This window comes from Streptomyces sp. NBC_00996 (assembly GCF_045162675.1).
Taxonomy (GTDB): Bacteria; Actinomycetota; Actinomycetes; order Streptomycetales; family Streptomycetaceae; genus Streptomyces.
In genome coordinates, this window is the sequence record NZ_CP108723.1 from 602,139 (window position 1) to 621,916 (window position 19,778).

Consider the following 19,778-nt stretch of genomic DNA (forward strand, 5'->3'; position numbering starts at 1 on the left):
CTCCGCTCACCGCTTGGCTACCCGCTGGGCCGCATGTGATCGGATGTGGACCCGCAGCGATCTACATCCCATCCTAATCGGATTAATTTAGGCGATTTCATCCGTCTTGGGGAGTCTTTCGCATCTGATCAACCGTATGTGACGTCAGCTCACCCTTCGTAAACACTGAGGCCTTACCGCCGGCTCAGCACGGCGGCGTTACCGGTAGCTCGCCGAACGGGCAGTAGAGATCAGGACCGTGTCCCGTAGTGACCGCGTCGATCAGGGCCTGGAGCGGCACGCATGCGGCACGGCGCATGAAACGGCGAAGGGGCCGGCCCGGGAGGGAAACTCTCCCGGGCCGGCCCCTTCTTCTTCTGCTGCGCCCCCGGCAGGACTCGAACCTGCGCCACCCCCTTCAGGAGTTCGATCCTTAGGCGTTCTGCCACACCTCCGCCTCGGACGCCCAGCCCCCGCCTGGCTGCTGAACTCCGGGGCTGTTCACCGACGTTGACGTCAGCGATGGATGTCAGCAGGCCGCGCTGGATCAAGGCTGCGACGCAGCTTCGCCACGAGTGTGGTTGCCGCTGATGCTTACGCGTGGACCTGCCACTCTGCCTGAGGGATGCGGCCTTCTGAGGTGTCTCCGACGCGCTCAGACCACTCGCGAGCGACGAAGACCGGGCGAGTGAGGAGGATGCTTGAACTCACTGCCCGCTTGCGCCAGTTCCTAGACGCCGGGGATTCCGTGTATCGCGGGCGTATCGAAAATCGCATACGCCACCGCAACGGCCCTCCATCTCCAATGGGGGCATGAACCACAACGCATCCTCGTCAGCACCGCCCCGCCGCACGCGCGGGATCGTGCTCCTCAGCCTGGCGATCCTCGGCCTGGCGAGCGCCGTGTTCGTCGTGCGGCGGCCGCTCATGATGTCCGCTCCGAGGTGCATGGCCGGGCGGTGGCACGGCTGCTACGACACGTTCAACGGTGTGGTGCTCATGACGTTGGTCGTGCTGCCGCCGGCCGCGCTGGTGGTGTGGGCTCTGGCGCGCGTTCGGCGTGCCGCCGGCGTCACATCGGCGTGGGCGTGGCGCAAGTCGCTGGCCGAGGTGGGCATGGTCCACGGGACGGTGCCGTTCCTGTGGTTGACCATGATGCCGGGCGGTGGGGCCGGCATCGTCCCCGAGCGGGTGAGCCTGGTACCGCTGAGGGACCTGGTCACGATGGGGCCGCTCGGGATCGTCGGCAACCTGCTGGTCTTCGCGGCGCTGGGGTTCTTCGCCCCGATGCGGTTCGCGGCGCTGGCGTCCATGCCGCGGATCCTGGCACTCGGGGCGGGCTGCTCGATCCTGGTCGAAACGGCACAGTACGTCCTGCGGCTGGACCGGGTGTCCTCCGTGGACGACGTACTGGTCAACGCCGCCGGCGCCGTGCTGGCCGCGCTGGCGTCGCACCGCTGGTGGCGCACTACGGCGGAAGCGTCGTCGGACCAGCTTCGCCCCGCGCCGACACCGGCAGGCTGAGTCGCGCGTCCGGTGTGCACACGTCTTTGGATACGTCGGCGATATGTTGTGCTGCTTAGGCTTCCGACATGCGCGTACTGATCGTGGAGGACGAGCCCTACCTGGCCGAGGCCGTCCGTGACGGTCTGCGGCTGGAGGCGATCGCCGCCGACATCGCCGGCGACGGCGACTCCGCCCTGGAACTGCTCAGCGTCAACTCCTACGACCTCGCGGTCCTCGACCGCGACATCCCCGGCCCCTCCGGCGACGAAGTCGCCCGGCGCATCGTCGCCTCCGGCAGCGGCATCCCGATCCTCATGCTCACCGCCGCCGACCGGATCGACGACAAGGCATCCGGGTTCGAGCTCGGTGCCGACGACTACCTCACCAAGCCGTTCGAGCTGCGGGAGCTCGTCCTGCGGCTGCGGGCGCTCGACCGCAGGCGCGCGTACGCCCGGCCCCCGGTCCGCGAGATCGCGGGCCTGCGGCTCGACCCCTTCCGCCGGGAGGTCTTCCGCGACGGACGCTACGTCGCGCTCACCCGCAAACAGTTCGCCGTGCTCGAAGTCCTCGTCGCCGCCGAAGGCGGGGTCGTCAGCGCCGAAGAGCTGCTGGAACGGGCCTGGGACGAGAACGCCGACCCTTTCACCAACGCCGTCCGCATCACCGTCTCCGCATTGCGCAAACGGCTCGGCGAACCATGGATCATCACCACGGTTCCGGGTGTCGGCTACCGCATCGACACCGGCCCCGACACCACCCGCCCCGACAGTACGCATGCGTAGACGCCCAGGGCTCAGCGTCCGACTGAGACTCACCCTCAGCTACGCCGGGTTCCTCGCCGTCGCCGGCGCTCTCCTGCTGGCCGTGGTGTGGGGGTTCCTGCTGCGCTACGTACCCGACAACTCCCAGGGCCTTCTTGGGATCGCGCCCAACCGCTACCTCCTTGAGCACACCTTCGCCCCCGCCGCGGCCGTGGCGATGGCCTTCCTGCTCGTGTTCGGCCTCGTCGGGGGATGGCTCCTCGCCGGCCGGATGCTCGCACCGCTCACACAGATCACGGCCGCGGCACGGACAGCCGGGAACGGATCGCTGTCCCACCGGATCCGCATGGAAGGCCGCCAGGACGAATTCCGTGAACTCGCCGATACGTTCGACACCATGCTCGAACAACTCGAGTCGCACGTCGCCGAGCAGCAGAGGTTCGCCGCGAACGCCTCCCACGAACTGCGCACCCCGCTGGCCATCTCGCGGACGCTGCTCGACGTCGCCCGCAGAGACCCCACGCGGGACCAAGACGAACTCTTCGAACGCCTGCAGGCTGTCAATACGCGCGCGATCGACCTCACCGAAGCCCTCCTGCTGCTCAGCCGCAGCGACCGCGGGAACTTCACCCGGGAGAGCGTCGACCTCTCCCTCGTCGCCGAAGAGGCCGCCGAAACCCTGCTCCCCCTCGCCGAACAGCGCGGGATCACGCTCGGCGTCACCGGCGCAGCGACACGGACCAGCGGCTCCGCGGAGCTCCTGCTGCGGATGGTGACGAACCTCGTCCAGAACGCCATCGTCCACAACCTCCCCGCCGGCGGCACCGTGACGGTCCACACCGAAGCGCAGGGCGACGCGAGCGTGCTGCGGGTCGAGAACACGGGTCATCCGCTCCCACCGGAACTGGTGCCGACCTTCACCGAACCCTTCCGGCGCGGAACGGAACGCCTACGCACCGACGAGCACGCCGGCGTCGGCCTCGGCCTGGCCATCGTGCACAGCATCGTCCGCGCCCACGACGGGACCCTCGGCCTCGTCCCCCGCCCCGCCGGCGGTCTCCTCGTCACGGTCCGGCTTCCCGGCACGCCGTAGGCATCGTCCCCGAGCGGGGCCGTCCTGCCCGCGTACTCGACGGTCGGCGTACCCCCCCCCCGTTACCTTCTAGACGGCCTCGATCATGAGGCTCCCGGCCTTCTGGCCCGGCATGACTTTTGCCCCCTGTCGACCATGACCCGGGGGGTGGTGTCACCGGGTCGGAAGGCGCCGGTAGATCGCTAATAGGGGCAGGAGCGCCGGTCCGCTGGCAACGCTCTTCGTAACGTGGTTGCCGGATGTCGGCGCCGTGCCTTGGCCGGGAAGAACAACCCCTCCCAGGAGGAATGTGGCACCGCCTTCGGGCGCGGCACGCGGCGCGCTACCCGTCCGCGTTCATGTCCAGTCTCGGCGCGGGAACTGAACCCGGCTCTCCGGCGGCTGGACGCGCAAACTTGTGATCTTCCGGGGTGACTGGGAGGCTTCCCGCTCGCCGAAGGCGTGTCAACAACCTTGTCTCTGGGGGAAGATGGACGAGAGAACATCCAACCCTGCCCAACACAAAGGCGTCCCCGTCTCGATGCGCCCCATAACCCCGGCCGAATCGAACGGGGCGCCTCCCATCTCATCAATCGAGCTGACGCCTGCATTCAAGCTGGTCTTCACCTCCGTAGTGATCATCACCATCGTGTCCCTGGCCGTGGGCGTCACTCTCGCCCTCATCGGCTCCGACGACGAAGGCGTGAAAAGCGTCCTGTCGGTCGTGATGTCCGTCTTCCAACTCGGTGCCGGAGCAACCTTCGGCCTGCTGGGCGGCAAAGCAATGTAAGCAGCACCGATGCGCGACGCCTACGCCCCGACGGCGAGCTTTGAGGCATGGCGGCGCGGCGAGCGGATCAACTGGGCGGAAGGAACGACGCGGCTCAGTTGCGGTTGAGTTGGCGCGTGACGCCCGCGACGACCGCCGTTGTGAGCAGCCACCCGGCGGCGATCAGCCCATAGGCAAGCCACTGCGTACCGCTGGACGTCCAGTACCAGGCGTTGCGCTGGCCGAGGCCGCCAATGGGGATCAGCAGGTCGAGGGTGTAGGGGAGGGCGTGGAAGTCAGGCCCGTCGGCGGGGTTGCGGGCGACTGGGTGCTGGCGGCGGAAGACCAAGGCGCCAAGGAAACAGCACGGCCACGCGACAGGGGGCGGGCAGCCCGTCCGCACGCGCCTCGCAGCGCAGGAAGCCGCTCAGAGCTCCGGGACGTAGCCGCCCCGGATTGCCGAGCGCGGTCACGCCAGTACGTAGGTCGGCCCGGTGACTCTTCGTGGTGACACTCTGCAGCGGCCGCACCCAACGCCCTACAACGGCCCCATGGTTTCGTTCATGCGCGGGTCCGCCTCAGCCGAGCGAACCCGAGGGCCGGAGCCCGCAGACACGGCGTGCACACGTCGCGTCGCAGGGACAACGCTACGGGCGAAGCAGACCACACGGGTGAGTCGGCACCACCACTGCTCCCCGTGGGTGGAGCGACCTGTCCGGCTGGTAGACGGGCGCACGGTCTCCGGGTGCGCCCCGGCGAGCTCTACGTCGCGCGCCCGAAAGCGCGCCGTTCGACAACCGGACAAAGCTGGGGAATTCGAGAAACACCGTGGTCTGGGCCAAGTGGCAAGAGTTTTGGCCTCGCCCCGCGCTCGTCCCGCCGCCTACAGCAGTGCCTTCACGCCGGGCCCAGAGCTTGCCCTCGGTCACGGTGACGCGAGTGCGGCAGTGACACCCACTCCCCCAAATCCTCTACTGGCAGTAGAGCCACGGGGTACAGTCGAGGTATGGCAGCGGTCGAACGAGCATCAAGGTAAGCGCGGCCGCGCGTGACCGGCTGGCCGTCCTGGCGGCCGCCATGGGATGGCAAGACTGACCTCCCGCACCATCACCAGCGAACGTCTCCTTGTCCGCCAGTTGCTCTCAAGCCTTCCCCGACGGCATCGCCCTTCCTCGATCTGCAGGAGTACAGCGTGGGTTGGGTCTCCGCCGCGGCACTTCGGGAGGCGCTCCTCGCGTTGGACGACCACCCGTCGGCGCGCTGCGACCATACGATCGCGGACGGCAGTGCCGCCTGCGGCGCCGCCCATCTCCCCGGCCGACCTGCCGAGGACCTCCGCGGCCGCGTTCAGCCCGAACGGCGTCAGGCTTCACAGCTTGTTGCCGTCGCGAGCGCAGTTCGGGCAGGTCGGAGCTGCCGTAGACCTCCCGGTTCGCCGCCGAAACCGGCCTGGCGATCACCGTCTGCCACCTGACTCCCGGCGGCGACCAGGGCAGTTGTGTCGAGGTGCTGGACGGATGCCCGACTGGCGTTCCTGTCCGGGACTCCAAGAACCCGCACGGTTCGGCGTTCATCATCAAGCGGTCCGCCTGGACGTCGTTCGTGTCGGCCCTCCAGGGCAGGACGCTCGGGTACGAGTGACCCTGTCCCTACACCCACCACAAGACTCCGCAGGCCAAGGTGCGGGGCTTCACCACTCCCAGCGGTCACCTGCAAGCGGATACCAGCAGTCCCGAAGGGAAGCACCTGGCAGGCCAGTACGACACCAATGAAAGCCGGCCAGGGCTGGCGCCGGGTAGAGTCGGCACGGCGAAGGCCAGGGCCACCCGAGTGAAACCCATGGGGTGTGGCGAGGGGGACGCGCCGGGTCACTTCTCCGCGAGGACGGAGTTGAGCATCTTGCGCAGGTTGTCCTCGCTGAGCGCCTGCAGCGTCCGGGCCGCGACCTTGCCCTCCCGGTCGATGATGAGCGTGGAGGGGATCAACTGCGGGTTCAGCGTGCCCTTCTTGAAGCGGAGCATCAGCTTGCCCGTCGGGTCGTACAGGCTCGGGTAGGTGACGCCGTGCTCCTTCTCGAAGGCCAGGGCCGGACTGGTGCTGGAATCGCGGGTGTTGATGCCGACGAACTGCACGCCCTGGTCCTTGGTGTCCAGGTAGACCCGCTCGAAATTGGCGGCCTCGGCCCGGCACGGCCCGCACAAGGATCCCCAGACGTTGACGACGACGACCTTGCCCTTGAAGTCGCGGACGTCGAGCTGCTTGCCGTCGATGGTCTTGCCCGACAGGTCGGGGATCGCGGTCCGGTGGCCCTTGGCCGCGGTGTCGACGCCATTCTTGCCGGCGACGAAGTCGGTGTTGCCCGCTCCCCCGGAACCACACGCGGACAGGAGGAACGCGGCGACGGCGGTGAGCAGGGCGGCGCGGCCACGACGGGTGCGGTTCGGGCGCTGGTCAGCACGGCAGGCGGCACTCATATGAGCAGCTTCGCATTCCGCGTCAGCCGGGTGGCTACCGGGGTGCCGAACGCTGAAGTCCTGGAGCGTCCACGGGAGCGGGGCCTGCCCGAGGCCACTCAGCACACGGTGCTCCTGGCGCATGCCGTGTATGCCGCGTACGAATCCCTTGGCCTGCAGCGCGCCGGGGTGCGGAGCATCTGCCGGCGCGCCAAATCTGCTTGCCGGCCCGCAAGGATTTCCTGGTGTCCCGTGCCCGGCCCGTGTAACGTCGCCTTCAGCTGTCGTGGTTCGAAGTACCTTCCGCCCGTGAGCACGTGCACGGGCGGTTTTGCTGTGCAGCGTCGCTGAGGACCCGTCGATCACCTCCGGCTCCCGCGCTGTGCGGGAGCCGACTTCGAGTCCCCCTTGGAGGACGCATATGGCCAGCGGCACCGTGAAGTGGTTCAACGCCGAGAAGGGCTTCGGCTTCATCGAGCAGGACGGCGGAGGCCCGGACGTCTTCGCCCACTACTCCAACATCGAAGGCCGCGGATTCCGCGAGCTGCAAGAGGGCCAGAAGGTGACGTTCAACATCACCCAGGGCCAGAAGGGCCCCCAGGCGGAGAACATCACCCCCGCCTGAGCCACACACGCTGGTGCCCGTTTCCGGTCAGCCGGGAACGGGCACCAGCATGTCTGTCCGAGGCGAAGAAGCGAGGCGTGACCGCCGAACACTTCCCCAGCGCCGAGCGTGCGCACCCAATCCCCAGTGTCCAGCAAGCTGCACGCCATCGGTGGAAGGCTCGGAGTCCGCACGGGCGACCATCGCCGTCTGGCGGGCCCGCCGACCGCCGCCGGAGGGCATCGCGCCCGGCCGGGCCAGCGGTGCGATCAGCGTGGTGGCGGCAACGCCGGACCAGCCGGTGCACCAGTGGGGCGCCCGGCGGTGAAGTAGGAATCCTGCAGCGGCCGCATCACCCGCTGGAGATCATCGCGGATCCGCTCGGCCTCACCGCGCACCTGCGCCGGAATGTCACCGCGCTCCGCAACCAGGCGCCGGTAGATCGGGACATCCTCGAACACAGACAACACGCCCTTCTCATCAGCGGCCTCACGCCCAGCACGAAAGCGGCTGCCCAGTCTACGGCCCGGCGCGATCACGCTGCTCCGGTACCTCTCCTAGGCACCCGGGGAAGACCTACTGAGCTGTATTCGATGGACCTCAGTGCCTGTGTGATCGATGATCTGAGCGTGCATCGAGTTATCGATCTCGATCAAGCGGTCGTCGAAATTGTGGATCGCCGACGTGACTGGGAGTCCGCCGGATTGGCTGTCGGGCCTGTCAGTTGGCGTGATGAAGCAGCTTCTTGGCCCCAGCGGCTTGAAGCGGACCGCTCGCGAGTGGACGATCCCGATTCGATCGGCGTCCGCATCACGGGACTTGCAGAGACCGAGCTCTGTGTTGTGCTGTTCCGCGGTGGCTGGGCCGATGTGGATTTCATCGTGAACATCGACGATGCCGGTGCGCTTCCTGCCCCGGACGTGAGTTCGCCACAAGCCTTTGGGAACCTCCTTGACCGCTGTGTGTCCCGGGTGTTCGGTTCCTCCTGACGGCGGCGCTCCTCTGTCAGCGGCCCGTTCAGCCCTGGCCCGAGTCTGGACGAGGCGGAATCAATCGGTGCCGGTCTCGACGAGGACCTGGGCAGTCTCTCTCGGATCTTGCCTAGTCGACGGCGTCCCACTCTGCCTGCACCCAGGCCAACTGCGCGTCGCTCAGCGGGGGATCGAACCCTGCCGGGAACATCAGCATCTTCGGCTGCGGCCACATGTTCTCCGGCCCGTGCTCTTGGCAGTGCAGGGCGATGAGATGCGGCCCTTTCGCGCAGGACTCGTGCCAGTAGCGGCGGTTGTGCGCCTGACAGAAGTACCCGAACCTCCAGCAGTCATCCTCTTCAGTCGGCTCATAGAAGCTGGGATCGAGAACGATCGTGGTCACCGGCTCCTGCCGGTTGAACCGAGGGATGGGCCGATGGTCACACCACAGCAGTCGAGGAGGTAGCACGCGCTCATCCTGCCCCGAGGCCGACCTATTCGGATCATCGGGTCGTTGGTCCGGTCATGCTGTTGACTGATGTGCACTGGTCTCGGATTGAGCCTCACAATCTGCGGAACCCGGTGAGCTACAGCACCGTGGGCATCTGAGGCGGACTCACGGCAGAGGGGAAGTGCAGCGGCATCCCCACCGCCCCGAAGGCGCATGTAACAGGCATGTATTAGAGGGACGTTGACCGGAACGGCTCAAGCGCCACGGGGATCTCAATGATCAGCCAGCAATCAGTACCCCTCACTCCCGAGGAGCGAGCGGTAACGCCCTGAAGGGGAACCATGCGCGTCCAGAAGCTCTCCCTGCTCGCCATCGCCGTCGCCGCCGGCCTCTCACTCACCGCCTGCCAGGGCGACAACGGCGCCTCCGCCGGCACGAGCGACTCCTCCTCCGCCCAGAGCTCCGGCTCCCAGAGCTCCAACTCCCAGGGCTCTGGTGACAGCAGCGCGTCCACCGGCAAGGGCACCGCCACCGCGCAGTCCGACACCGGCAACGGCGCCTCCGCCACGGGCAGCAACTCCAAGGCCTGCCAGACCTCCCAGCTCGCATTCAGCAGCTCCGGCGGCATGGCCGAGGGCACCCTCATCATCAACCTCAAGAACACCGGCTCCGCCACCTGCACCCTCAAAGGCTTTCCCGGTGCTGACCTGAAGAGCAAGGACGGCACCATCAGCGCCATCCGGAGCAAGCTCACCCCGCCGCAGGTCAGCGTCAAGCCGGGCGAGGAGACCCGCTTCACCCTGCACTACCCGTCGAACAACTCCGGCGGCTCCGGCGTGACCTTCACCAGCCTCGTCGTCACACCGCCCGACGAAACCCACTCCCACACCCTGCCCGTCAGCATCAACGTCCCCGCCTCCGACAGCACCGGCCCCGCCATCACCGTCGACCCCGTCGGCACCGGCAAGTAGCCGCCGGCGCGCACGCCCAGCAAGGCGCCCCATCTCGATGGCCGACATGGTGTCAGCGGTCACGTAATCCCCAGCGAGGGCGCCTTTCGCGTCACGTAATTCCCCACCTGGGCTGGGCAACCCGCCGACATGCGGCTCGTGAGGTGCCGGAATGCCCGCAGTGGGCTCAGCCGGCCGGGCGGCCGCCGCGAGTCCGGCGGCCCTCAAGCCGCGGTGGGTCCCAGTGGGGGAACGTGTTGGCTGCTCGGGGATCTCGGGCCGCTCCTGGTAGGTGAACTCGGCCGGTAGCGAGCGAAAGGGCTCGGCCGGGGCTCCTCGGTCGTGGTGGAGGCCCGCGATCCGCCGCAGCAGTCCTGGGACCACCACCTGGACCGGATCGTCGATCTCGTCGCTCCCTTCGCCGCGTCCCCACGTTGGACGCCGACCGGCTTCTCCAAGACCGGCTGCTGGGACGACATGGGGTCATGTGGCGATTGGCCCGCTCACTCTGGTGGCGGATGTCGCGGCGCGTGAATGAGGTTCTCCATCACGACCGGCGACCGTAGACCCCATCCGCTCGCTGAACTGCACAATCTCCGTGCTCCGTTCAGTCAACGCGGCATCTGACGCCGCCTGCTGTGAGCCGACTCGGCCCAGCGGCCGCGGCTGGCTCTCCTCGTCTGGACCAAGGGCGACTCCCACCGCATCGCCGAGGCCCTCGCCGGGAAGGGAGCGATCCCGCTGAACTGGCCCCTCCACCGGACACCACAGGTTCACCGACCTGGGCAGCACCTACCAGCCCGGACGCCCACCGACCGCCACCGCACTTCTCAAAGACTTTTGGCAGGCCGGGCATCCGGGCGCCGGTGCGATGAGCGGATGAGCTGGAGATGGCGCCGTTCGCATGATGTGCGGCGGATACTGCAACCACCGCAGCGGCGTAGAGGCTCCTGGCAAGCAGAACCGAAACGGCAGCAAGGGAGAACCCCATGACAGGCCCCGCTTTCGCGTCCGGTGCGGCACACAACTTCCTCGACCCCTACGCCTGCGACGAGCCCGGATCCTCATGGTGGGACTCGGCCGCACAGCAGCGGGCGGAAGATGACTATCCGCTGCTGCCGCCCAACCCCACCCACCGGCTCGACATCACGATCGACCCACGCGACCGCAGGCGTCTGGACCTGCACGCGGCCCTGACCGCAGCCGGCATCCCGCCCCGGCCCGAAGACCGGGAAGCCATCGAACAGCTCAGCACCCTACCCACCGGCATCAACGCCGCCGTTCGACGGTGGATCCAGCACACCGCCTGACCTCCCCCCCGGGGGTGAGATGTCTGCCCTGATGCCGACTCGGCAGGGGAGCTTGGCAGCCGCCTCGGTGGTACCGGTACCAGTACCACCGAGGCCAGGACGGTCCCAAGGTGCGAGGCGTAGCCGCCGATGTGCACCTCCTCGACGGCCTTGCGAGCGGCGCAAGTCGGGCGTTGATCTCGGCAGCGATGTCGTCGCAGTCGCGTACTGAAGAAGTCCGGGAGGTCTGTGCGTTGACCGAAGGAACTGCCGCAGCAGACGGTTGGTGTTCTCGTTGCTGCCGCAGGCTGGACGGGTCGCAGAAGGAGGCCTTGAGGTTGAGGCCAACGACGAGCGCCCCACGCACCCCGTCGGTCTTGTATCCAGCTCCGGGCGATCGGCCCCTGGGGGTCACTGCCGAACTGAGCATTCCAGGATACGGCCGTCGACGGTTCCGACGAGCAAGTGGCCGTGGGGCGCTACAGCGAGGGAAAGTGCCGTGGCCGGTACTCCGTCGACCTCAAGCTCGGTGTGCCATCGCACCGAGCCGTTGCCGGCGTCCAGTGCTGTCAGAGCACCGGAGTTGAAGGCCGCATAGATCGTATCGTCGTCGGCATCGAGGGCGGTGGCGGGATAATCGGTGCGGTGCTGCCATTGCACTGCGCCGTCCAGGGACCGCCGTACGACGTAGGCGCCACCAGGCTGGAGCCCCTGCCCATCGTGGACCGTGCCTGCATACACCAGGCACTGCCCGATCTCGACCGCCGGCCCTCCGAAGTGGTGCTCCTCCGGCACCCAGGAGTGCGGGAAGAGCCTCCGCAGTGTCCCGTCGGTGCTCAAGGCCGCGATCCCCTTGTCCCTATGGGGTGTGTCCGGTTCAGCGCCCATCAGGACATACGGGCGGCTCGCACGGCGGGCTGAAAACCCGTGATTGAACAGGTCGAAGCGGCCGACTTCCGGACCGTCCACTCGACCGTCGAGGTCGAACATCGTAAGCCGTCCGGGACGCTTGCCAGGGCCGTCCAACGGCCTCAGGATCACCCTCTGGCCGCCTGCGACGAGAACCCCGCCCACGCTCAGACTCAGCGTCTCCAGCACCTGTCCTGCGTCGATGGCAATCCTGGCGATCCGGGGCGCGGACCTCTCCCAGCGTCTGCCCTTGCGGCGAGCGCGGCATTCGGCGTTGGCCCATACCGAGGTTCCGTCGGAAGCCAGAACCAGCTGGCGGCCGCCTTCCTCGTCCTCAACTACCCACTCGCGGCTCCCTGACGGCAGCCACGACTCCGCCAGGACCCCGTCCAGAGCCGCGAGCACACGGCCGTCCTCCAGGCCTTCGACAGCCCACACCCGTCGGCGAAGCGACCACTGCCGGCCGGCCCCGGCCGCGAGGTCCGTGAGAAGCCGGCGGGTCTTGGCGCCGCGATCCGGTCGCAGGGCCGGCTCCGCCGGGGCGGCCAGCTCCTCAGCACCAATCGCCCGCTGCCCGACGGCGCCCCAGTCCGCGCGAGCGACCACAGCCGTATGCCCCTGCTCGTGTGCCTGCGGGTTGTCCCAGTCATCGCACGGCGCCAGGACCAGACGCAGTGCCCTCTCACTGCGCCATTCGACGCCGAGCACCTCCCGCGGGTACGGCAACGCAGACACCACGTTGCCGGAGTCCAGGTGGACAAGAAGCAGCTCGCCCTCGAAGGAGTAGCCGCCGTCGTAACGCCCCGTGCCGACGGCCAACAGGGGAAGAACGGGGTGGAAGGCGAGAGATCGCACAGGGTACCGGGACCTCACCAGGCGCCGGCACCGCAACCCGTCCCGCTCATAGACACCGATCCGGTGCCCCGTCCATCTGGAGTCCGCGGCCCCACTGCCGCTCCACTGAACCGCCCCGAGGTCCCCGCCCACAGCGACCATCCGCGAACGATCGTCGACGACGGCAAGACCTGGCTCTCCGATCTCGGCGAAAGGCCCGCCGCCGAGCACGCGTTGGACGGTCGGCACCAGGGCCATGCAGGATCCCTCCCAGGGCGGCACATGAGCTGCCGCCCTCCCAGGCACGGGACGGCGGCAGCTCATGATCCCGTCGCCTGGCGGCGCGCACCAATGGTTTTCATCGCGCCAGAGGCGCTCACCACACCGCCGGCGCCCACCCCAAATGTCTCGCACGACACCCGAATCACGAAGAACACCTGCAAAGCCATTTGCCTCCCCCGCACCGTCGGCAACGGCCCAGCTCGTTTCCAAGGCGCCGCGGAGCGAGGCCAGTGAAGATGCGCTTGGTCAGGGCCGTGCGGCCCAGGTACTGCGTCACAACAACACCCGAGCCGCACAGCCTACTTCAGGCCCCGGAAGTGCCCCGATCGCTACCGTGCGCCCCGTCGTTGGCACCGAAACCCCTCCCTTCCCGTACAACCCTTCAGGCTCACCAGAGGTCATCCCTGAGCCCGCGCATATGTCCTGGAGAGGAATCCATGCCCCGGTCCCATCACAAGCGTTCCCGGCGTCCCGTCGCCCTGGGCGCCACCGTTGTCGCGGCCGCCCTGGCCGGTGGCCTGCTCATCACCCTGCCCGGCGGCGCGAGTGCCGCCGCGTCGGGCCTCGCCGACGACTTCAACGGTGACGGCTACCGCGATCTGGCGACCGGCGCCCCGGATGCTGTCGCGGGCGGGAAGGCGAAGGCGGGCGCCGTGGTCGTCAAATACGGCTCGTCGAGCGGTATCAGCGCCGCGCGCCACAAGACCACATCGCAGAGTTCCTCGGGTGTGCCGGGCACCTCGGAGACCTCCGACCGCTTCGGCACCGAACTCGCGCACGGCGACCTCAACAACGACGGCTACGGCGATCTCGTTGTGGGCACACCGCTGGAGGACGTCAGCGGTGATGTCGACGGCGGTTCGGTCACGATCCTGTGGGGCGGCTCATCCGGCCTGTCAGGCGGCACGACGATCAGCGACCCGAACGCGTCGGGCCACGACCGGTTATGCAGGACGCGCGGCGTTGGCTCGCCGAGCGGGGCGTTGTCGAGTCGACCACATCGTGGGGGAGGGATCGAAGGCCCAGCTCCGCCGCGCCGGCCGGGTGCTCGCCTGCTCGGGCCCCGTGCCCTGGCCCGTGAAGCAGAAGGCGTACGACACCGTCGTGCGGCTCCCGGCCCTGCACGGGCCGCTGTTCAAGGGCCTGCTGGCCAGCTACCACGATCTCTACGGCGACCTGGAGTCGACGGCCGCACTGGCCCTCCTCGCGCGACTGCATCTCCCGGCGGACACCCCGCATCTCGCGGAACTCCGCTCCGTGCTCGCCGCAGGGCGCAGGAACCATCACCGCAGCCCGCACGCCTGGGACGACACGGTGCGAGCCTCGAGTGACTGAACACGACCGTGGCGCATACCCTCTTGCAGGGCCCGGGTGACGTCGCGGGTCTGCGTGCATTCCCGGGTGAGTGTTTCGCCGGCACGTGTCGGCGAAAACGATGAGCGCCGTCGAAAGGAAATCCTGGTCGTCGCCCAGATCACGGGAGAAGGAACTGCTCGGCGGCAGCGAAGGTCCCCTCACGCGGATGCCTGTGCGGCGGTGAGTGCGCCGGCCATGCTCGACACCGTGGTCTGCGACGGCCTGAAGGGCCCGCCGCGCTCTACAAATCCAGGACGATCTCTTCGGTCGGCTTGGAACAGCAGATGAGGATGTTGCCGTCGGCGGGAGGCTCGACCGGCTCGGGGCAATAGTCCACGGCGCCGGACATGAGGGCGAGTTCGCAGGTGTGGCACACGCCGGTGCGGCACGACCACTGAACGGGGACGTCGCAGGCTTCGGCGAGTTCGAGCAGGGACTCCTGGGTCTCGTTCCAGGGGACGTGGAGACCGCTGCGGGCGAAGGACACCATGGGACCGGTGCCGGCCGGGCCCGCGGGCTGGTGGGGCGCGGCCGCGGTCGTGGAGCCCTTGATCCCGGGAGTGAGGGAGGGGCCCGCGCCGAAGATCTCGGTGTGGACGCGGGAGGCTTCCAGGCCTGCGTCGAGGAGGGCGCTGGTGATGTTGTCCATGAAGGCTGCGGGTCCACACAGGTAGGCGTCGGCGTCGGTCGGCAGGCCGAGGGCCAGGATGCGGTCGGCTGACAGGCGGCCGGCCTCCGCGTAGTCGACGCCTTGGCGGTCCTTTGGGGCCGGTCTGCTGTAGTAGACGGTCGACCGGGCGTGGGGAAGTGCGCCGATCAGGTCCCGGCTTTCTTGGGCGAAGGGGTGCTCGGTGCCGTCGCGGGCTGCGTGCAGCCACCACACCGGTCGGGTGGTGCGGTCGCGGACGAGTGCGTGCAGCATGGCCAGTACGGGGGTGGCGCCGACGCCGGCCGACACCAGGACCACCGCGTTGTCGCCGCCGGCCAGGCAGAAGGTGCCGCGGGGCGCGGCGGCGTCCAGGTGGTCGCCGGTGCGTATGTGGGCGCGTAGGTGGTTGCTGGCCGCGCCGTGGGGTTCGACCTTCACGCTGATGCGGTAGGTGCCGGTGCCCGGTTCCCCGGACAGCGAGTAGCTGCGGATCAGCGGCGGAGCATTCCCCTGGGGCTGGATCTTGACGGTGAGGAACTGGCCCGGCAGTGCGGCCGGCAGTGCGGAGCCGTCCCCGGCGGCCAGCGACAGCGAGAACACGCTGCTGCTCTCGGGCTGGATGTGGGTGACGGTCAGCGGGCGGAACCCGGGCCAGGCGGGCGGCGGGGCGGTGGCCGCGGTGTTCAGTCCCGCGCTGCCCGAGGCCCCGGCCACCGGGGTGTCGGCCTGGTCCCGCAGGGTCTGCATGGATACCCGCCAGCCGGGGCTGAGTGCGGGGATCCGCAGGGCCCGTTCGACTTGTTCGCGGGTGTGCCCGGGCAGGTAGAGCACCCGGTCGATCTCCGCGACGGTCATCGCCTCGGGGCCGGAGGAGACCTTGACGATCTCCTGCCCGGCCTCGACCTCCCCTTCCTCGATCACCCGCAGATAGAAGCCGGGGCGGTGGTGGGCCACCAGGAGGGCCGCCATCTGCGGCTCGCCCATGCGCAGGCCCACGCGATAGCAGGTCACACGCGGCTGTGTGACCTCGAAGAGCGCGCCGCCGATGCGGTAGCGGTCGCCGATGCAGACCTCGTCGTCGGGCAGGCCGTCGACGGTGAAGTTCTCGCCGAACTGTCCGGGCGTGAGGTCGTCGCGGCCCAGTTCCCGGGCCCAGTAGTGGTAGGAGTCGCTCTGGTACACCAGTACCGCCCGCTGCTCGCCGCCGTGCCCGCCCAGATCACCTTGGCCGTCGCCGTCGATGTTGAGCCGCCGCACCATGCGCGGCCCGCTCACGGTCTGCTTGTAGACGCCGGTGTACACGGTCTTGCCGTGCCAGGGGACATCCTTGGGCATCCCGACGTTCAGCGCTGTCAATGTGGCCACCACGCCACCTCTCTTGGCTCAGCCGCTTGCGGTTACGGCCCTGGTGACCAGGTCGGTGTCCTCGTAGAGGTGCAATCGCACCAGGCGCCCCGACTCGACGGTGAAGTGGAACGCGACGGGCATGCTGAACCGGCGGCCATTGGCCTTCACGACCAGGCTGAACCTGCCCAAGGCCACCGCGTCCGCGCCGTCGACGACGATCTTGTCGATGCTGGTCTCGCTCTGTGCCGCGACGAACGCCGGCCACAGGGTCCTGAAGTACTCCGGGACCTGTTCACGCCGCGTGCGCCGGCCAGCCCAGGGAAGCACCTTTTCGTCCCCTGGCACGAACCAGTCGATCTCTTCGGCGAAGACGTCGGCGACACCGTCGGCATCGCCCTCGCCGAAGAGCCGGAAGAACTGCCCGACGGTCTCCCGGACGTCGGCCTCCTGGACCGTGTCATGAGCCATTACCTGCTCCTCGCACCTCTTTGCGCACGTCACGTTCAGCCGGGGTCCCAGACCCCCTTTCGCCTTTCGCGCCTCAGGCGAGGACGCGGCCCAGGAATCCGTGCATGTAGCCGCTGATGGCGTCCAGGTGCGTCTCCAGAGCGAAATGCCCTGCCGGCAACAGGTGGACTTCCGCGTCCGGCAGGTCACGGGAGAACGTTCGCGCACCGTCGGGCCCGAAGATCTCATCCCGTTCGCCCCAGACCGCGAGCTACCGATCGGCCAGGGCCGGGATGAGATGGCGGAACATGTGCGAGCTGCTGGGAAATCCGTGCAGCAACAAGATGACGGGGGCGTCCGTGGGACCGGCTTCCCGGTGGAAAACCTCTTGGCCGTCAACGGTGGCTTTGTTGTGGTGCGTGGCGGACACGGTGACCTCCCGGAAGCACCTGAGCGCGGAATGTGCGCCAAATCCGCCCGTGAGAATTTCGGCACGGCAAAAGGAAGAGCGGCCACCCGCTGAGACCGGGGACTTTCCCTACGCGGCGTGGTACCTCGCGGCAGATGGCGCCTGGTGCCACATCGCCCACGCTAGACCCGGAGCTCAGGTGGGGCAACGCAGCGGAGGAATGAGCGAGACCCCGCATTCTCGGGCAGCCGTTGTGCAGTGCCGGCAACTGCACGCTGGGGGCACCGGCCATCTCCCCCGGTTGTTCGGCGCCACTGTCTGACGGTACTGACAGCGGTCAGGAAGTGCTATGCGAAACTGCCGCTCCCATCCGGCCTTTTACCGGGAAGGCGAGTTGGCCGCTCAAGGCCGTGCGGGATTCCGTGAGACCGCCGATCACCGGCGCCCGATCATCAGTGACAGACTTCCCCATGGCGCCGGGGATTTCCTTGTCGATCTCCTTGTCGATCTCCGATTGCCGCCGCACACGCCTGAGGTCCGATACCAGCCAGGGCTGAGGTGAACTGGGGCGTGCCACAGCGTGGGTGACGAAGTGAAGCTCCTGATAGAGGGGTTGTCGGCCAAGAGCAACCGGCACGCCCCGGACGGTGCCGGAGCCAGAGGAGAAGCCGGGCAAGGTGCTGGACCTGATAGCCGCCGCGCATGCGGCAGTTGGGCAATCCAAGGCGTCCCGCGGCGAGGCCGAGTGCGCGGGTCGGCGAAGAAGAAGACCACGACGAAGAAGACGGCCGCCAAGAAGGCGTCGAGACGCAAGCCGCGCAACGCGAGGGTGTGGGACCTTGAGTTGCGGCTGCAGTCCAAGCGCGGATGCGATCACCCCCGGGGTGGGTGACCCTGTTGTCATACAGCGCGTACCGCTGCCGTGCCTGCTCATCCGATGCCGCGCGGCACTCGCGCACCACGGGGGCAGCCGGGCACGGTCCTCAGCATGCGCCCCGGTCAGCAGCTATCCCGAGATCCCAAGGAGATCGTCATGACGGTGCAGTCCGCCGGCAGCCTCGTTCTGGAGCCTGCCTCCCAGCAGCTCGCCGATGCCACCTCCAAGCCGCCGTTCCTGTACGAACTGGGTCCCGAGAAGGCCCGCAAGGTGCTCGATGACATCCAGGCGGAGCCGATCGACAAGCTTTCCGTCGACTCGGAGTGGATCACGGTTCCCGCCGAGGTCGGTGACGTCCGTGTCCGCGTCGTTCGGCCGCAGAACGCTGCGTCACCCCTTCCGGTCGTCCTCTACATGCACGGCGGGGGCTGGATCCTCGGCAACGCCGACACCCACGACCGGCTGGTGCGCGAACTGGCGGACGGGGTGCGAGCCGCTGTGGTGTTCGTCGAATATGCCCGCTCGCCCGAGGCGCACTACCCCGTGGCGATCGAGCAGGGCTACGCCACCGCCCAGTGGATCGTGCGTGAAGGGGCTGCTCACGGTCTCGACCCGGACCGCATGGCGGTCGCGGGCGATTCGGTCGGCGGCAACATGACCGCCGCGCTGGCTCTGATGGCCAAGGAGCGCGGCGACGTCCGCTTCGTCCACCAGTCCATGTACTACCCGGTCACCAACGCCGACATGGACACCAAGTCCTACTCCGACTTCGCCACGGGGTACTTCCTCACGGCCAAGGCCATGGAGTGGTTCTGGGACGCCTATGTGCCGGAGCGTTCGCAGCGCAGCGAGATCACCGCCTCGCCTCTGAAGGCAGACCTCGACCAACTCGCCGGCCTGCCGCAGGCCTTCCTCCTCGTCGACGAGGCCGACGTCCTGCGCGACGAGGGCGAGGCGTACGCCGCCAAACTCCGCGCCGCGGGCGTCGACGTCACCACGGTCCGCTACGACGGCATCACACACGACTTCATGATGCTCAACCCGCTCAGCGACACCCACGCCACGCGCGCGGCTGTCGCCCAGGCCATCACCGTACTCAGCGCCGCCCTGGGAACGAACGAGGCAGCGTAGTCGTACGAAGTCGACTCCGGTGGCCGAGCGGCGGCCTGCTCGGCCCCGGGGTCACCTGGTTCGCCCCCTCCTGCAGCCCGCACCCTCGCGGTCCGGTACCGGTGACTTGCCGCGGATGGCCGTAACCACTATGGTTACTTCAGGACCGGAGGCGAGGGAGCAGCGTGAGCGCCAACAGCAGGCTGACCATCGCGGTGCATGCCCTGACCTGGATCGGGCTGTACCAGCGTCGGGGCCATGAGGTCGCCACCTCCGAGCAGATCGCCACGAGCGTCAACACCAATCCAGTGGTGATCCGTCGACTGCTGGCCGAGCTGCGCAAGGCCGGCCTGGTCGATTCACGGCGGGGCGCCGGCGCCGGCTGGACGCTGTCGCGGGACCTGGCGGCGATCACCCTGCTCGACGTCTACGAGGCCGTCGAGTCGGGGCCGGTCTTCGCCCTGCACCGTTCTGCGCCTGACCCCGAGTGCGTCGTAGGTCACGGCATCGGCCCGGCACTGGCCGCCGTCTACGGCGAGGTCGAAGCCGCCCTGCGCAAGGAGCTGGCGAGAACCGCGCTCGAGGATGTGCTGCGGGACGTGCTGAACGCAGCCTAGTCCCGGCCGCCGGCCTCCCTGGACGACCAGGGCGGTTGCAAGTTCCGGGGTCGTGTGGCTGGTCGGGTTGTGACCGGTTGGGGCGCATAGCAGAGCAGGCACGGGCTTCGTGATCATTGTGGTGTCTAAGCCAGAT

Annotated in this window: 20 protein-coding genes and 2 pseudogenes; 13 read left to right on the forward strand and 9 right to left on the reverse strand. The window is 68.3% G+C overall.

The window, feature by feature from the left end; genetic code table 11:
- Positions 1–792: 792 nt before the first annotated feature.
- The 4 genes from OG390_RS03100 (at position 793) to OG390_RS03115 (ending at position 4,108) form a co-directional block, all read left to right on the forward strand.
- On the forward strand, positions 793–1,503 hold the full coding sequence (locus OG390_RS03100; RefSeq protein WP_406164871.1) for a VanZ family protein: 711 nt from the start codon (positions 793–795) through the stop codon (positions 1,501–1,503).
- Positions 1,504–1,571: 68 nt separating this feature from the next.
- The gene (locus OG390_RS03105; RefSeq protein ID WP_406164872.1) at positions 1,572–2,267 is read left to right on the forward strand and encodes a response regulator transcription factor; all 696 of its coding nucleotides are present in this window, start codon (positions 1,572–1,574) and stop codon (positions 2,265–2,267) included.
- Entirely contained in the window at positions 2,260–3,339 is a 1,080-nt protein-coding gene (locus OG390_RS03110) for a sensor histidine kinase (protein WP_406164873.1), read from the forward strand. Before OG390_RS03105 ends, OG390_RS03110 begins: the two co-directional genes overlap by 8 nt.
- A 520-nt stretch (positions 3,340–3,859) precedes the next feature.
- On the forward strand, positions 3,860–4,108 hold the full coding sequence (locus tag OG390_RS03115) for a hypothetical protein (protein WP_406164874.1): 249 nt from the start codon (positions 3,860–3,862) through the stop codon (positions 4,106–4,108).
- 94 nt (positions 4,109–4,202) lie between these two features.
- Here OG390_RS03115 and OG390_RS03120 read toward each other — a convergent pair whose 3' ends face one another.
- Positions 4,203–4,436 (reverse strand): hypothetical protein, encoded by a 234-nt coding sequence (locus tag OG390_RS03120; protein ID WP_406164875.1) that lies wholly within the window; start codon positions 4,434–4,436, stop codon positions 4,203–4,205.
- A 1,121-nt stretch (positions 4,437–5,557) separates the two neighbouring features.
- Between OG390_RS03120 and OG390_RS03125 the strand changes: the two genes are divergently transcribed.
- The gene (locus tag OG390_RS03125) at positions 5,558–5,728 is read left to right on the forward strand and encodes a DUF397 domain-containing protein (RefSeq protein WP_406177468.1); all 171 of its coding nucleotides are present in this window, start codon (positions 5,558–5,560) and stop codon (positions 5,726–5,728) included.
- 227 nt (positions 5,729–5,955) lie between these two features.
- Here OG390_RS03125 and OG390_RS03130 read toward each other — a convergent pair whose 3' ends face one another.
- A complete protein-coding gene (locus OG390_RS03130; protein WP_406164876.1) occupies positions 5,956–6,561 on the reverse strand; it encodes a TlpA disulfide reductase family protein in 606 nt (201 codons plus the stop codon).
- Positions 6,562–6,961: 400 nt separating this feature from the next.
- Between OG390_RS03130 and OG390_RS03135 the strand changes: the two genes are divergently transcribed.
- Complete coding sequence (locus OG390_RS03135) at positions 6,962–7,165, forward strand: cold-shock protein (RefSeq protein ID WP_399095561.1); 204 nt, start codon at positions 6,962–6,964, stop codon at positions 7,163–7,165.
- A 248-nt stretch (positions 7,166–7,413) separates the two neighbouring features.
- Here the strand turns inward: OG390_RS03135 and OG390_RS03140 are convergent, their stop codons facing one another.
- Positions 7,414–7,683, reverse strand: a complete 270-nt coding sequence (locus OG390_RS03140; RefSeq protein WP_406164877.1) for a hypothetical protein — start codon at positions 7,681–7,683, stop codon at positions 7,414–7,416.
- Between the two features lie 72 nt (positions 7,684–7,755).
- Between OG390_RS03140 and OG390_RS03145 the strand changes: the two genes are divergently transcribed.
- On the forward strand, positions 7,756–8,133 hold the full coding sequence (locus OG390_RS03145; protein WP_406164878.1) for a hypothetical protein: 378 nt from the start codon (positions 7,756–7,758) through the stop codon (positions 8,131–8,133).
- Between the two features lie 112 nt (positions 8,134–8,245).
- Here OG390_RS03145 and OG390_RS03150 read toward each other — a convergent pair whose 3' ends face one another.
- The gene (locus OG390_RS03150) at positions 8,246–8,518 is read right to left on the reverse strand and encodes a hypothetical protein (RefSeq protein WP_406164879.1); all 273 of its coding nucleotides are present in this window, start codon (positions 8,516–8,518) and stop codon (positions 8,246–8,248) included.
- Between the two features lie 389 nt (positions 8,519–8,907).
- Here OG390_RS03150 and OG390_RS03155 point away from each other — a divergent pair, with 389 nt between their 5' ends.
- Complete coding sequence (locus OG390_RS03155) at positions 8,908–9,537, forward strand: DUF4232 domain-containing protein (protein WP_406164880.1); 630 nt, start codon at positions 8,908–8,910, stop codon at positions 9,535–9,537.
- A gap of 968 nt (positions 9,538–10,505) precedes the next feature.
- Positions 10,506–10,826 (forward strand): hypothetical protein, encoded by a 321-nt coding sequence (locus OG390_RS03160; protein ID WP_406164881.1) that lies wholly within the window; start codon positions 10,506–10,508, stop codon positions 10,824–10,826.
- 390 nt (positions 10,827–11,216) lie between these two features.
- On the opposite strand, the gene OG390_RS03165 is transcribed toward OG390_RS03160, so the two are convergent.
- Positions 11,217–12,569 carry a PQQ-binding-like beta-propeller repeat protein gene (locus OG390_RS03165; protein ID WP_406164882.1) on the reverse strand — a complete coding sequence of 451 codons (1,353 nt, stop codon included), beginning with the start codon at positions 12,567–12,569 and terminating at the stop codon, positions 11,217–11,219.
- A 698-nt stretch (positions 12,570–13,267) separates the two neighbouring features.
- Between OG390_RS03165 and OG390_RS03170 the strand changes: the two are divergent.
- A pseudogene (locus tag OG390_RS03170) lies at positions 13,268–13,654 on the forward strand (FG-GAP repeat protein); the annotation flags it as partial.
- Positions 13,655–13,832: 178 nt separating this feature from the next.
- Positions 13,833–14,165: a hypothetical protein gene (locus tag OG390_RS03175; protein WP_406178340.1), complete on the forward strand. Its 333-nt coding sequence runs from the start codon at positions 13,833–13,835 to the stop codon at positions 14,163–14,165.
- A 262-nt stretch (positions 14,166–14,427) separates the two neighbouring features.
- On the opposite strand, the gene OG390_RS03180 is transcribed toward OG390_RS03175, so the two are convergent.
- The 4 genes and pseudogenes from OG390_RS03180 to OG390_RS03195 all read right to left on the reverse strand — a co-directional run bounded on the left by OG390_RS03180 (position 14,428) and on the right by OG390_RS03195 (position 17,675).
- Positions 14,428–16,200, reverse strand: a complete 1,773-nt coding sequence (locus OG390_RS03180; protein WP_406164883.1) for an MOSC domain-containing protein — start codon at positions 16,198–16,200, stop codon at positions 14,428–14,430.
- Positions 16,201–16,218: 18 nt separating this feature from the next.
- Positions 16,219–16,650 (reverse strand): nuclear transport factor 2 family protein, encoded by a 432-nt coding sequence (locus OG390_RS03185; protein WP_406164884.1) that lies wholly within the window; start codon positions 16,648–16,650, stop codon positions 16,219–16,221.
- Positions 16,651–16,723: 73 nt separating this feature from the next.
- A pseudogene (locus OG390_RS03190) lies at positions 16,724–16,900 on the reverse strand (alpha/beta fold hydrolase); the annotation flags it as partial.
- A gap of 475 nt (positions 16,901–17,375) precedes the next feature.
- Complete coding sequence (locus tag OG390_RS03195) at positions 17,376–17,675, reverse strand: hypothetical protein (protein WP_406164885.1); 300 nt, start codon at positions 17,673–17,675, stop codon at positions 17,376–17,378.
- 396 nt (positions 17,676–18,071) lie between these two features.
- Here OG390_RS03195 and OG390_RS03200 point away from each other — a divergent pair, with 396 nt between their 5' ends.
- Positions 18,072–19,046 (forward strand): alpha/beta hydrolase, encoded by a 975-nt coding sequence (locus OG390_RS03200; protein WP_406164886.1) that lies wholly within the window; start codon positions 18,072–18,074, stop codon positions 19,044–19,046.
- Positions 19,047–19,210: 164 nt separating this feature from the next.
- Positions 19,211–19,642, forward strand: coding sequence for an Rrf2 family transcriptional regulator (locus OG390_RS03205; RefSeq protein ID WP_406164887.1), 432 nt, complete (start codon positions 19,211–19,213; stop codon positions 19,640–19,642).
- Positions 19,643–19,778: the final 136 nt, after the last annotated feature.